The 13,295-nt window shown below is 69.0% G+C and carries 10 protein-coding genes and 1 pseudogene; 5 read left to right on the top strand and 6 right to left on the bottom strand.

Annotated elements, in window-relative coordinates:
- The 3 genes from AC1DZ6_RS06820 to AC1DZ6_RS06810 all read right to left on the bottom strand — a co-directional run.
- Nucleotides 1-1,692: phospholipase D-like domain-containing protein (locus AC1DZ6_RS06820; RefSeq protein ID WP_477096441.1), on the bottom strand; the 1,692-nt coding region annotated here is incomplete at its 3' end.
- Between the two features lie 78 nt (nt 1,693-1,770).
- Nucleotides 1,771-2,994, bottom strand: coding sequence for an acyl-CoA dehydrogenase family protein (locus AC1DZ6_RS06815; protein WP_477096440.1), 1,224 nt, complete (start codon nt 2,992-2,994; stop codon nt 1,771-1,773).
- Nucleotides 2,995-3,021: 27 nt separating this feature from the next.
- On the bottom strand, nt 3,022-4,137 hold the full coding sequence (locus AC1DZ6_RS06810; protein WP_477096439.1) for an acyl-CoA dehydrogenase family protein: 1,116 nt from the start codon (nt 4,135-4,137) through the stop codon (nt 3,022-3,024).
- Between the two features lie 148 nt (nt 4,138-4,285).
- Here AC1DZ6_RS06810 and AC1DZ6_RS06805 point away from each other — a divergent pair, with 148 nt between their 5' ends.
- The gene (locus AC1DZ6_RS06805; RefSeq protein WP_477096438.1) at nt 4,286-4,855 is read left to right on the top strand and encodes a hypothetical protein; all 570 of its coding nucleotides are present in this window, start codon (nt 4,286-4,288) and stop codon (nt 4,853-4,855) included.
- Between the two features lie 3 nt (nt 4,856-4,858).
- Here the strand turns inward: AC1DZ6_RS06805 and AC1DZ6_RS06800 are convergent, their stop codons facing one another.
- Entirely contained in the window at nt 4,859-5,791 is a 933-nt protein-coding gene (locus AC1DZ6_RS06800; protein WP_477096437.1) for a lysostaphin resistance A-like protein, read from the bottom strand.
- A 67-nt stretch (nt 5,792-5,858) separates the two neighbouring features.
- Nucleotides 5,859-6,383: a YkgJ family cysteine cluster protein gene (locus AC1DZ6_RS06795; protein WP_477096436.1), complete on the bottom strand. Its 525-nt coding sequence runs from the start codon at nt 6,381-6,383 to the stop codon at nt 5,859-5,861.
- A gap of 110 nt (nt 6,384-6,493) precedes the next feature.
- On the opposite strand from AC1DZ6_RS06795, the gene pepN reads away from it, so the two are divergent.
- The 3 genes from pepN (at nt 6,494) to AC1DZ6_RS06780 (ending at nt 12,122) form a co-directional block, all read left to right on the top strand.
- The gene (gene pepN / locus AC1DZ6_RS06790) at nt 6,494-9,085 is read left to right on the top strand and encodes an aminopeptidase N (RefSeq protein ID WP_477096435.1); all 2,592 of its coding nucleotides are present in this window, start codon (nt 6,494-6,496) and stop codon (nt 9,083-9,085) included.
- A 174-nt stretch (nt 9,086-9,259) separates the two neighbouring features.
- The gene (gene pleC / locus AC1DZ6_RS06785; RefSeq protein ID WP_477096442.1) at nt 9,260-11,794 is read left to right on the top strand and encodes a cell cycle histidine kinase PleC; all 2,535 of its coding nucleotides are present in this window, start codon (nt 9,260-9,262) and stop codon (nt 11,792-11,794) included.
- 7 nt (nt 11,795-11,801) lie between these two features.
- Nucleotides 11,802-12,122: a low molecular weight protein tyrosine phosphatase family protein gene (locus AC1DZ6_RS06780; protein ID WP_477096434.1), complete on the top strand. Its 321-nt coding sequence runs from the start codon at nt 11,802-11,804 to the stop codon at nt 12,120-12,122.
- On the opposite strand, the gene AC1DZ6_RS06775 is transcribed toward AC1DZ6_RS06780, so the two are convergent.
- Nucleotides 12,119-12,634 carry a hypothetical protein gene (locus tag AC1DZ6_RS06775; protein ID WP_477096433.1) on the bottom strand — a complete coding sequence of 172 codons (516 nt, stop codon included), beginning with the start codon at nt 12,632-12,634 and terminating at the stop codon, nt 12,119-12,121. The two genes, AC1DZ6_RS06780 and AC1DZ6_RS06775, sit on opposite strands and share 4 nt — an antisense overlap.
- A 151-nt stretch (nt 12,635-12,785) precedes the next feature.
- Here AC1DZ6_RS06775 and AC1DZ6_RS06770 point away from each other — a divergent pair.
- Nucleotides 12,786-13,295 (top strand): annotated as a pseudogene (locus AC1DZ6_RS06770) (pectate lyase); the annotation flags it as partial.

Genomic DNA, 13,295 nt, shown 5'->3' with positions numbered 1-13,295 from the left:
GAACGCCAGACGATCGCGCTGCTCCCGCGTGCCGGGCGTGAAGTACTTCTCCGACCAGCCGTCCGTGTCCTTCAGGGCGAAGACCTGGTTGGCCTCGCGCTTCTCGTCCTTGCGCGAGCGGAACCAGTAGTGCTCGAACATCCGCATGAAGTCGGCGACGTAGACGTCGGCCACCGCCGTATCGCCTCGGAAGACCAGCACGTTGGAGTCGTTGGCCACGGTCGAGTTGGTCGAGAAGTTGGCCGAGCCGGTGATCAGCACGGGATCGGGGCCGAACGGGTCGGCCAGGATGATCTTGGAGTGGATGTGGATGCCGGCGTGGTGGAAGCCCTCGTCCATCATCAGCCGGTCGCGATCCAGCTTCCGCTTCTGGAAGTCGGCCAGCTTGATGCCCTCGAAGGGCTTGGCCACGGCGGCCATGTTGCCCGGGTCGAGATTGAGCAAGTCGATATTGCCCTTCTCGCCGTAGGAGCCTTCCTTGTCGGCCAGCATGAACCGCATCGCGCCGTCGGTGGGCGACTGCAGCACGTCGCGGATCTTCTGGTGCAGGGCGAACGGCGCGCTGACCATCAGCACCTTGGCCGTCTTGCAGACGTCGGCGTAGAGATCCAGCATCCCCAGCCCGTTCTGCGGCGAGAACAGCGGCGTCGCGCCGTGCTGCAACGCCGCCCGATTCAGAGGCGTGGGCGTGATCAGGTCGTTCTTGGCCTGGGTGTTGTCGATGCTCAGGTCCTGGGCCAGCACCTGGAAGCCGGCCTCGTAGCGCTCGGCGACGGACGGGTCATAGACCGCGTGGCCGACGTTCAGTTGGCCGTAGACGCCGCCCTCGGTCCAGTTGGTGCCGCCGGTCCACACCGCGATCGGCTTGAAGACCCCGGCGGCGTCCTTGCGCGACAGCACCAGGTACTTGTTGTGCATGATCGCCGAGCCCTGGGTGCGGGGCGTCGTCGCGAAGGTGACGTTCAGGCTCTCGATCGCGTGCCGGTTCTCGTCGGCCGTATTGCCCCCCTTGCGAGCGTGATAGACGATGTGCACCTCGGCGCCGCGCCCCTGGGCCTGGATCAGCGCCCGGATCGGCGTCGGCTTCTCGAACTCGTAGATGCAGCCGTGCAGGGCGAAGTCCGGCCCATCGGCCTTGGCGATGAAGGCCACCAGCCCCTCTTCCAGACCGCGCGACAACCAGGTCAGGGCCTCGGGGATGTCGTCGGGATCATTGTCGCCGAACTTGTTGACGTAGGCCTGGCTGGCCGCGGCCCCGCGGTTGAAGAAGATCGAGGTGGCCTCGTTGCGGCAGTCCTCGGTGCGCAGCTCCAGGGTGACTCCGCCGGGTATGGCGTCGAAGCCGCCGGGACGCTCGGCCAGGATCCCCTGGGCCAGGACCTCGGCGGGCGTTCCATAGCGGGCGACCACCCGGTAGCGATACAGCCGCCCTGGCTCGGTCGTGTAGTCGCCCCAGCGGAACTTCTGCAGCGGAGCCCGGGCCGTGGTCACCCATTCCGGATTCGGGTCGCTCATGAAGCGCAGCGAGTTGGGCAGCCAGCGGCGATCGCCTGTGCCCACGTCGGTGCGCTCGATCGAGAAGCCCAGGCATCCGGCGCGGCGCTCGTCGGCCACATCGAAGGCCAAGAGGACGGCATGGGTCCCGGCGATGATCCGAACCGTCAGACCATCCTTCGAAGCTCTTCCACGCATCGCCCGTCTCCACGCCCCATTTTCACGAGAGCATGAACGAGACGCACCTTAAAGGCGAGTCTCGTTGAGCAGGCCGGGCTAGCGTCCGGTGGGCATGTCCTTGAACGCCACGTCCTTGTCGACTCGCACGTCGCCGGGCAGGCCCAGGACCCGTTCGGCGATGATGTTCTTGAGGATCTCGTCGGTGCCGCCGGCGATCCGCAGGCCCGGGGCCCACATCAGGCTTTGCTGGAACGCCGCCTCCATGGGGGCCAGGGATGGATCGGTCAGGATGCCGTACTCGCCCTGGGCCTCGACCGCCGTGTTGGCCAGGTCCTGAAGCTGGTTGGCCGAGATGATCTTGCCGATCGAGCTTTCCGGTCCCGGCGTCTGGCCGCGCGACAGGGCGGTCATGGTCCGGAAGCGGGTGAACTTCAGCCCCTGCGAATTGACGTACCAGTCGGCCAGCTTCTCGCGGAACGCCTGGTCCTTCAGGGCCGGACCGTTGGCGCCCGACAGGCCGCGCGCCAGCTCCATCACCTGGCGATAGTCCGGACCGGCCGAGCCGCCGACCGCCAGACGCTCGTTCATCAGGGTGACCAGGGCGACCTTCCAGCCGTCGCCGACCGCGCCCAGCCGCTGGCTGTCCTTGACCCGCAGGTCGGTGAARTAGACCTCGTTGAACTCGCGTCCGCCCGACATCTGGTGGATCGGCCGACATTCGACGGCGGCGTCGCGCATGTCGATCCAGAACATCGTCAGGCCCTTGTGCTTGGGCACGTCGGGATCGGTGCGGACCAGGACGATCCCGTAGTCGCAATAGTGGGCGCCGGTGGTCCAGACCTTCTGGCCGTTGATGATCCAGTCGTCACCGTCCTGGATGGCGCGAGTGCGAAGAGCCGCGACGTCCGAGCCGCCGGCCGGTTCGGAGAACAGCTGACACCAGATCTCCTCGCCCTTCACGGCGGGCGAGACGAAGCGCTGCTTGGTCTCGTCGTCGGCGAAGGCCATGACCGTGGGCACGCACATGCCCAGGCCGATGGTGAAATAGCCGTAGCCGACGCCGGCCTTGGTCTCTTCCTGGCCGAAGATCACCGACTGGATCGGCGTGCCGCCACCGCCRCCGACGCCGGCCGGCCAGGTGATGCAGGCGTAGCCGGCCGAGGCCTTGCGGGCCTGCCAGGCCTTGCCGGCCGCCATGTGCTCGGGCGTGGTGGGCTTGGGCTCTCCATGCTCGGCACGGTGCGCGGCGGCGGCCTCGACCAGCCAGGCGCGGGCTTTCTCGCGATAGGCGGCTTCTTCGGGGGAGTCGTTGAAATCCATGATCGTGTCTTCCCTTGAGCCTTGGCCCTAAGCCGCGTTCTTCTTCTCGAGCTCGCTCACCAGCCGCTCTTTCCAGAGCTTGGGCGAACCGGCCACCAGGCTGAGCTGTCGCGAGCGGCGGTAGTAGAGATGGCAGTCGACGTCCCAGGTGAAGCCCATGCCGCCGTGCACCTGGACGCTTTCCTTGCTGGCGAACCAGAAGGCGTCCGAGGCGGCGATGCGGGCGGCGGCGGCGGCCATCGGCAGCTCCGGCGCGTCGACGTTCAGGGCCCAGGCCCCGTAATAGGCGTTGGAGCGGGCGACCTCGTTCTTGACGTACATGTCGGCCATCTTGTGCTTCATCGCCTGGTAGCCGGCGATCACGCGGCCGAAGGCGTAGCGGCCCAGGGCGTATTCGCGGGCCATCTCCAGGCAGCGGTCGGCCCCGCCCAGCTGTTCGAAGGCCAGCAGCACGGCGGCGCGGTCGAGGATCGCCTGCACCAGCTCGAACCCCTGCCCCGCCTCGCCCAGCCGGTCGGCCACGGCGCCGTCGAAGGTCAGGCGGGCCACGCCGCGCGTCGGATCGAGGCTCTGCAGGGTCTCGGCCTTGACGCCGCTGGCCTTTAGATCGACCAGGAACAGGCCGGGCCGTCCGTTTTCATTGGCCAGCACCAGGGCCATGTCGGCCGCGTCGCCGTCGGTGACCGGGATCTTGACGCCGAACAGCTTGCCGCCCTCGACCTTGGCCTGCAGGGCCGAAGGCGTGATCACGCCCGGACCTTCCGAGGTCGCCAGGCAGCCGATCAGTTCGCCGGCGGCGATGCGCGGCAGGATGGCGGCCTTCTGGGCCTCGTCGCCGTAGGCCATCACCGCCTCGGCGAGGATGTAGACCGTCGAGGCGAACGGGATCGGCGCCACGGCCCGGCCCAGCTCCTCTGCGATGGCGCACAGCTCCACCCGCCCCAGGCCCAGGCCGTTGTATTCCTCGGGAATCGCSGCGCCCAGCCAGCCCTGTTCCGCCACGGCGCTCCACAGTCCGGCGTCGTAGCTCTTGGCCGGATCGTCGAGCACGCCGCGCACCGCCGAGGACGGGCAGCGGGCGGCGAGGAACTTGCGCGCCTCGTCCTTCAGAAACTTCTGGTCGTCGGAATAGTCGAAATCCACCTGGATTCCCTCCCTTGGCGCCCGCTCTTGTGGGTGGCGACGCGTCTTGGCGAGCACGATGAACGATCGTTCGCCCGAGGGAAAGATTGACCTCGCGTCAAGGATTTAAGGTTCTTATGGCGGCCCCGAACTCAGTGAGAACGCGTGCGTGGCAAAGACCGTCTTTCAGCGGAACCAGAAGGTGTGGGTCGAGAGCGTCGGCGCCTGGGCGACGATCGAGAAGATCGTGCCGATCTGGGCCAAGGGCTTCGACGAACCCGTGCGCGTCACCTACGACGTGGGCCTGGGCCGCGAGTTCCAGGCCAGCGAGCTGAAGGCGGAAGACCGCATCGACGAGTCCGGCGGCGCGGCGGTGGCCCACTGGCGTATCCTGCGGGCCCGCAACAAGTGGCAGCAGGAAAGCGACTGCCTGCACCATCCCTATCCCGGCACCTATCCCGTGGTGGTCACCGACCCCAACGATTGGGGCGGCTGGCGTACGCCGGGCGCCGAGTACGATCGCGATCCGCGCAAGATCGAGTTCCAGGCCCGGCTGATCGCCGCCGCGCCGCAGCTCCACGCCCTGACCCGCCAACTGATCGAGCTGGCCGCAGACAATCCCGAGGACGCGCCGCCGGCCGTGGTGGCCCTGGCCCAACGCGCCTCGGCGATCGAGCGGGGCCTGTACGAGGTGCCGGCGGCGGCCGAGGCCGCGCCGAGCGTCATCGAGGCCGGCTGAGCCCTAGTCGAAGGCCTCGGCGACCATCGGAGCCGTTTCCGACCGGGCCTTGAAGTTCCCCTTCTTCCAGGCCCAGTACAGCACAACCACCGCCACGCCGGTGCCGATCACCATGGCCGGGACGGAAGCTTCCGGACCGAAGGCGCCCCCGCTCAGCCAGTCGGGCGCGCCGGCCTTGGGCGCGCTCACATACAGGCTCTCCGTGACCGGAATGCCCGAGACCCGGGCGCCCCAGATCCAGCCCTGGGTGAAGTTCCAGGCCGCGTGCACGCCGATCGACACCCACAGGCGGCCGGTCAGCAGGTAGAACGAGGCCAGCATCAGCCCCGCCTCCACCGCGATGGCGATGGCGGCCACGGGCGTGGCGTTGGGATTGGTCAGATGCAGCGCGCCGAACAGCGCCGCCGACAAGCCCAGCGCCGGCCAGATCCCGAAAGCTCGCATCAGCAGCCGCAGCACGATCGCCCGGAAGATCAGCTCCTCGAAAAAGCCCGAGGCTATGCCGACATTGATCATGGTCCAGGGCGACGACGCGCGCGGTCCCGAGATGTCGTAGAGGCCGAACAGCAGAAGCGCCGCGACCACGGCGCTGAGCATCGCGGTTCCCACCAACAGCCCGGTCAGCAGTTCCGGCGCGGCCTGTCTGAGACCCAGTTCGCTGGGCCAGCGGGCTTCAGCGAGACGAACAACGCCGGCATAGACCGCCAGTCCCAGGGCGCTGAGACCCGCTATCAGGACGACGCTCAGCGGCGTGCCGCTGGCGCCCTTGGCCGGCTCCCCCAGCCTGCTGACCACCGCGTAGATGACGATGAAGGCCACGAACAGYAGCCCGCCCCAGCCCAGCGACCGCAGCCAGCGCAGCGGTCCGGGGTGCAGGAACCGGCGCGCGCCGATGTCGAGACCGGCGGCGAACGGCGAAACGTCTGTAAGCGACATGAGGCAGGTCCCCGAAACGAAACCCGAGCTTTGGCGGGTTCGTGTCGCGGTTCAAGTGACGAACAGTTTAGGTGAGCTCGTCGCCTAACCCTGCGTCCGCCGGCGGCCAATCGCGCCCGGAGCCGGGTCTGCGCAGACGGCTATGCGCGGCGAACGCCACCGCCGGCCGCACGACGCCCAGGTCGATCTCGCCGCCCCCCGGGGCCAGCCGCCAGCAGCGCCGGCCCACCCAGATGAGCACCTCCAGCCCATCGGCCGCCCCCGCGCTGGCCCAGCCACGCAGGGTCGCCTCGAACGGCGCGCGTCGCCAGGCGGTCGGCTGGGTGGGGTCGAGCTCGACATTGATCACCCGGCCGCCGTCGCCGGCATGCAGCACGAAGCCGCTGCGGTCAGGCCGCCAGGCGTCGTCGAGCCGCTGGTCCAGCAGCCAGTCGCAGGCGAAGTCGGCGCAGCCCCGGGGCCGGACCTCGTAGATCCCGCAACCCTTGTCGCGCTTGTAGTAGCGGCACCAGACGTGCGGCGCCTTCTCCAGCTCGCGCACGCCGATCAGCTTGCAGCATTGACCGCATTCGCCGCATTCCCGACCGGTCATCGACGCCCCCTCGTGGTCGCCTCGAGACCACGGCGCGGAACTCGCGATAATTCGACGATCGGGTCAAGTGCGCCCTCGCCCCGACACATCTCCTTGCCTACATTGACAGGATGCGCACAGACACGCCCCAGCCGGTCCGGCTCTCGGACTATCGCCCGTTTCCGTTCCTGATCGACACCACCGAACTGGAGTTCCAGCTGGAGCCCAGCGCGACGCGGGTCAAGGCGATCCTGACCCTCAAGCGCACGGGCGCGGCGGGCGAACCGCTGTTCCTGAACGGCGAGCGGCTGAAACTGATCTCTGTCGCCATCGACGGCCAGGCGCTGAGCGCCAACGAATACGCGCTCGACGGCGAAGGCCTGACGATCCATCAGGTCCCGGACAGCTTCGTCCTGACCACCGAGGTCGAGATCGACCCGTCGGCCAACAAGGCCTTGATGGGCCTCTACATGTCCGGCGGCCGGTTCTGCACCCAGTGCGAGGCCGAGGGCTTCCGGACCATCACCTTCTTCCCCGACCGTCCCGACGTGCTGAGCCGCTTCACAGCGCGGATCGAGGCCGACGCGGCGTTCCATCACCTGCTGAGCAACGGCAATCTGCTGGAATCCGGCCCGCTGCCCGGCGGCCGCCACTTCGCCCTCTGGAACGACCCTTTCCCCAAGCCCGCCTATCTGTTCGCCCTGGTGGCCGGCGAGCTGGACGTGCTGGAGGACAGCTTCGTCACCGTGAGCGGCCGCACCGTGGCCCTGAAGGTCTTCGTTGATCCTGGCCAGGCCCCGCGCGCCGCCTACGCCCTGGACGCCCTGAAGCGCTCGATGAAGTGGGACGAGGAGGCGTTCGGCCGCGAGTACGACCTGGACCTGTTCATGATCGTCGCCGTGCGCGACTTCAATTTCGGGGCCATGGAGAACAAGGGGCTGAACATCTTCAACAGCTCCCTGCTGCTGGCCCAGCCCGAGACCGCCACCGACATGGACTACGAGCGCATCGAAAGCGTCGTGGCCCACGAGTATTTCCACAACTGGACCGGCAACCGCATCACCTGCCGCGACTGGTTCCAACTGTGCCTGAAGGAAGGCCTGACCGTCTTCCGCGACCAGAGCTTCAGCGCCGACATGCGCGGCGAGGCCGTTCAGCGGATCAAGGACGTGAAGGCCCTGCGCGCCCGCCAGTTCGCCGAGGACGCCGGTCCGCTGGCCCACCCCGTGCGGCCATCGAGCTACCTGAAGATCGACAACTTCTACACCGCGACGATCTACGAGAAGGGCTCCGAGCTTATCCGGATGCTCAAGACGATCCTGGGCGCCGAAGTCTTCCGCAAGAGCCTGGATCTCTATTTCGAGCGCCACGACGGCGAGGCGACCACGGTCGAGGCCTTCATCGCCTGCTTCGCCGACGCCTCGGGCCGCGACATGAGCGACTTCTTCGCCTGGTACGAACAGGCCGGCACGCCGGCGGTGTCGTTGACCCACGTCTATGACGAGGCGGCCAAGGCGCTGGAGATCACGCTGACCCAGTCCACCGCCCCGACCAACGGCCAGGCGGTCAAGCACGCCCTGCCCGTGCCGGTGACCATCGGCCTGCTCGACGGCGACGGCGAGGTGCTGCGGGGCAGCGAGGTGGTGTTGCTGGACGAGGCGACCAAGACCATTCGCTGGGAAAGCGTCACGAGCGTCCCGGTCATCTCGGCCCTGCGCGGCTTCTCGGCCCCGGTGAACCTGACCACCGACACTCGCGCCGTCGACCGCTACGTGCAGTTCGCCGCCGACCCGGACCTGTTCAACCGCTGGGAGGCCGGCCAGACCCTGGCCCGCGAGCTGATCCTGGGCCGGGCCGCGGGCGCGCCCGACGAGGTCGGCGAGGAACGCTACGCCGACGCCCTGGGCAAGGCCCTGGTCGACGAGGCCTCGGATCCGGCCTTCAAGGCGCTGCTGCTGGCGCTGCCCACCGAGGGCGATCTCAGCCTGGCGGTCGATCCCGTCGATCCGGCGGCGATCCATGCGGCACGCGGCCACCTGAAGACCGTCATCGCCGTCCATCTGGGCGACCTGCTGCGGCGGCTGCACGGCGACCTGCAGAGCGGCGGCGAGTTCTCGGCCGACGCTCGAGCGGCCGGCAAGCGCGCGCTGCGCAACGCCTGCTGCGACCTGCTGGCGACAGATCCCCACGCGGTCAACGTCGAACGGGTCGTGGGCCACTTCGAGAGCGCCGCCAACATGACCGACGCCATGGGCGGCCTGTCGGCCCTTGTGGCGATCGGCGGCGCGCCCGCCGAGACGGCCCTGGCCGCCTTCCACGCCCAATGGCGCGAGGAACCGTTGGTGCTGGACAAGTGGTTCTCCGTCCAGGCCCGCGATCCGGGCGACGGCGCGATCGGCCGGATTCTGGCCCTGACCGCCCATCCCGACTTCGACGGCGGCAACCCCAACCGCCTGCGGGCCCTGGTCCAGGGCTTCTCCAGCGGCAATCCGGCCCGTTTCCACGACGAGAGCGGCGACGGCTATCGCTTCCTGGCCGACCAGATCCTGGCGGTGGACGGCTTCAACCCGATGACAGCGGCCCGCCTGGTCGAACCCTTGGGGGCCTGGCGGCGCTACATCCCTGAGCTCGCGGCTCTGATGCGCGAGCAATTGGAGCGCATCCGCGGCCATGTCGGCCTGTCCAAGAACGTGCTGGAACTGGTCTCCCGGGCCCTGGACTGACGCCCCGGCTCCTGCTGGCGTCGAGCTTGCGATGATTCTTCGACGCAACAGTTGCGACTAAAGGGCTCATCCCCCGTCAAAACCACGGTTCAGCGGTGACGCGGCCCTTACGCCTGCGGTAGATTCACCATGTCGGCGAAGTGACTCGCCGAGGGCTTGCGGGAGCATTGGGCGTTGGAGCGTGGCGGGGCGAGAACCGGGAGGCTGGCGGGAGCCGGCTTTTCGGCGGCGGGCGCGGCCCGCTCGCGCGCCGCGCAATCGCCGTCCCAGGCCTATGTGCGCCTCGCCATCCTGGCCGCTCTTCTGCTGTTGGSGGTCTATACGGCCTTCGGCGTCAACCGACTGAAAGACGAAGCCAAGGCCCCGCCGGGCGGCGTGGCCCTGGCCGCCCAGGCCAAGCTGGTCGCCGCCGCCGCCGAAACCAACCTCGCCGCTCAACGGGCGGGCCTGTCGGCCGCTTCCGACCTGCTGCAACGCGAKCCAAGCAGTCCGATCGACGCCGCCGAAACCGCCCTGCGCGCGGCCGGCGGCGAGGCCATGGCCGTGGCCGTGGTCAGCGCGACCGACGTGCTGGCGGTCGCCGGCCGCGACGCCTCGGCCGACTGGAAGGCCGCCGCCCGCGCGGCCGGCGCCTCGGGCCGCAGCCTGTGGATCGGCGGCGGGACCACCGGCCGCCTCTATGTCGCCATCGCCGCCCCCGTCGCCGGCGGGCGCGGCTTCGTCATCGCCTCAAGCGACCCTGTTCGCCTGATCGCCCAACCCACCAAGGGCGCGGCAAGCGCTCTGATGCTGGCCGACGGCCGGATCCTCGCCGCCGGCGGCCGACCGATTCAAGGCGCCGCCACCCTGCGCGAAGCCTTCTCCCTCTCCCCCGACGACCTGGGCGACGGCGCGGCCGCGCTGCGCGGCCAGTCGGTCGACGGCCAGGCCCTYGACGTCGCCATCCAGCCCCTGGCCCAGGGCGACCTTCTGGCCGCCGCCGCGGCCCGGCCGCGCACGGTGGCCAACATGGATCGCCAGGTCATGGAAGGCGCCTTCTCGCTGCTGGCGCCCCTGGCCGTCGGCATCGCCCTGGCCCTGATGCTGATGCTGCAGAGCCGCCGCGTCGAGACCGCCCAACGCGAATTCGTCGACAGCGAGCAGCGCTTTCGCCTCGCCGTCGAAGCCGCCCGCTGCGGCATCTGGGAATGGGAGCTGAGCGGCGACCAGGTGTTCATGTCCGACGTCACCGGCGCGATGTTCGGCTGGGGCGGCGGCGGCGTCGTGCCCGGGCAGGAGCTGCTGGACCGCGTCTCGGTCGACCACCGCGACAAGGTCCGCCAGGCCCTGGCCAACGCCGCGACCTACGGGGCGTTCGACGTGTCGTTCCGCGTGCCGTCGCGCGACGGCGGCCGCGCCATCTGGATCGACGCCCGCGGCCAGGGCTTTGGCAAGCCCGGCGAGGACGGCTATTCGCGGATCATCGGCGTGGCGCTGGACGTCACCGAGGAACGCCTGGCCCAGGCCCGCGCCCAGGCCGCCGAGAACCGCCTGCGCGACGCCATCGAAAGCGTGTCCGAGGCCTTCGTGCTGTGRGACCGCCAGGGCCGGCTGCTGATGTGCAACCGCAACTACCGCAACGTCTTCAACCTGGAGCCCAAGCTGCTGAAGCCGGGCGCGCCCCGCGCCGAGGTCAACCGCTTCGCGGCCCTGGCCATCAAGCACGACCAGCCCGCTCCCGACGGCGCCAAGGGCGTTCGCGAGGCGGAACTGAACGACGGCCGTTGGATCCAGATCAGCGAGCGCCGCACGGCCGAGGGCGGCCTGGTGATGACCGCCGCCGACATCACCGCGATCAAGAACCAGGAAGAAGCCCGCCGCCTCAACGAGGAGCAGCTGCAATACGCCGTGACCGGTCTGGAGCGCAGTCAGGAGCAACTGGCCGAACTGGCGCGCAAGTACGAGATGGAGAAGGTCAAGGCCGAGGGCGCCAACAAGGCCAAGAGCGAGTTCCTGGCCAACATGTCCCACGAGCTGCGCACGCCGCTGAACGCCATCAACGGCTTCTCCGAGATTATGATGAACGAGATGTTCGGCCCGCTCGGCGACCAGCGCTACAAGGGCTACAGCCTCGACATCCACAATTCCGGCCAGCACCTGCTGGCCCTGATCAACGACATCCTCGACATGTCGAAGATCGAAGCCGGCAAGATGAACCTGAAGTTCGAGCCGCTGAACCTCGAGGACGTCACCGAGGACGCCGTGCGCCTGGTGCGAAACCGCGCCGAGGCCGCGGGGCTGAAGCTGGACATCGACTTCCCGGCCCTGCCCGAGGTCGAGGCCGACTACCGCGCGGTCAAGCAGGTGCTGCTGAACCTGCTGTCCAACGCCATCAAGTTCACGCCCCGCGCCGGCAGCATCGTCGTGCGGGCCGAGGTGCGCCGCGATCCGCTGGGCGAACGCGTCCGGGTTTCGGTCACCGACACTGGCATCGGCATCGCGCCGGAAGACCTGGCGCGGCTGGCCAAGCCTTTCGAGCAGGTCGAAAGCCAGCATGCCAAGACCACCCAGGGCACGGGCCTGGGCCTGGCCCTGACCAAGTCGCTGGTCGAGATGCACGACGGCGCGCTGGAAATGACCAGCAACCCCGGCGAAGGCACCACGGTCAGCTTCATCCTGCCGATCAACCAGAGCGGCCTGACCGCCTTGCGCGACTTCGCGGCCGCCTGATCTCGGCGTGAAGCATGTCCTCTTCATCTGCAGCCAGAACAAGCTGCGCAGCCCTACGGCCGAGCAAGTGTTCGCGACCCGGACCGATCTGGAGGTCGATTCCGCGGGGACCAATCAAGACGCAGAGAACCCGCTGACCGGTGAGCTGGTCGCCTGGGCCGATGTGATCTTCGTGATGGAGAAGACCCATCGCGCCAAGCTGTCCAAGCGCTTCAAACGTCACCTGAAGGCGCGGGTGATCTGCCTCGACATCCCCGACGACTACGCCTTCATGGACCCGGCGCTGGTGACCCTGCTCAAGGCGCGGGTCGCCCCGCATCTGCCCTAGCTTCGCCGCCAGGCCAGCATATGCGGATAGGGCGGCGCGCCGACGGCCTTGGCGCGGCGGGGCTCCATCGTCAGCCCCCACATGGCCAGCATCGGCACGCCGACATCGCCGCCCTGGCTGAACATCTCGGCCAGCGCCTTGCCGCCGCCGCGATAGCCGCCCTCGTGGAACGGCACCGACGGATCCAAGCCCAGATGGGTCGACGCCGCGAACGACCAGGCCAGGGCCGCCATTTCCTCGCCGGGGTCGCTGGAGACGCCCTCGTCCAGACGGGCCGGATCGCCGACGGCGACATGGCCGGCCTCGTGCAGCAGGTCGCCCGGCCAGGCCAGCCGTAGCGGATCGACCCGCAGGCCGCCGCCCGCCACCGCCACGCCTGGCAGGAAGGTCTCGTCCTCCAGCGTAGCGACCTCGACCGGGATGCCGATCCGGCGCAGGAACCCGACGATGCGGCCGACCAGAGGATCGGCGAAATCGTCGGCCAGGACCTCCGCCGCGCTCGGCGTCATCATCACGTCCCTCCAGTCCAGCCCCGATGAAAGCCGCTCTGTCGTCGGCCGTAAACCCGGCCCGTCGCCAGGCGGAAAAATGGGGTGCGCTCCGCCGGCTTTGGGCGGACGTTTCACCGACGGCCGAGCTCGGCCAAACGTCGGATATTCGCCCATGATCTTCCGCCCCCTCCCCGCCGCCCTGGCCCTGAGCGCCGTCCTGCTGTGCGGCGCGGCCCATGCCGCCGTCGTGGGGACCAACACCCCGGCCCAGGCGATCAGCGCCGCGCGCATCGAAGCCCTTCCCGCCAAGGATCGCGATGTCTGGAAGGCCTATCTGGCGCGCTCGGAGCAGCAAAACCTCGCCGACCGGGCCGCCCTGGCCGCCGAACTGAAGCCCGGCCAGCCCACGCCTCAGCCGCCCGAGGAAGGCGCGGGCGGTCCCAAGGCCATGCCGCTGGACCGCGACGCGGCCTGGTACGCGACGCCCGAAGCCCGCCACGTGGCCGACGTCATCGTCAGCTTCCAGACCCCGGCCGGCGGCTGGAGCAAGAACCAGCCCCGCACCGGCGCCCTGCGCCAGCCGGGTCAGCCCTACGCCGCGAACAACGTCTCCAAGTACCTGGCCGCCGACGACTTCGACACGCCGCACGACCCRCACTGGAACTATGTCGGCACCCTGGAC

This window comes from Caulobacter sp. P1_B12_2, assembly GCF_056406675.1.
This window is presented reverse-complemented; position numbering and strand designations above follow the sequence as displayed.

Coding starts and splice junctions, on each gene's coding strand:
- AC1DZ6_RS06795 (WP_477096436.1), bottom strand. CDS start 6,383: ATGACCGGTCGGGAATGCGGCGAATGCGGTCAATGCTGCAAGCTGATC.
- pepN (WP_477096435.1), top strand. CDS start 6,494: ATGCGCACAGACACGCCCCAGCCGGTCCGGCTCTCGGACTATCGCCCG.
- AC1DZ6_RS06775 (WP_477096433.1), bottom strand. CDS start 12,634: ATGATGACGCCGAGCGCGGCGGAGGTCCTGGCCGACGATTTCGCCGAT.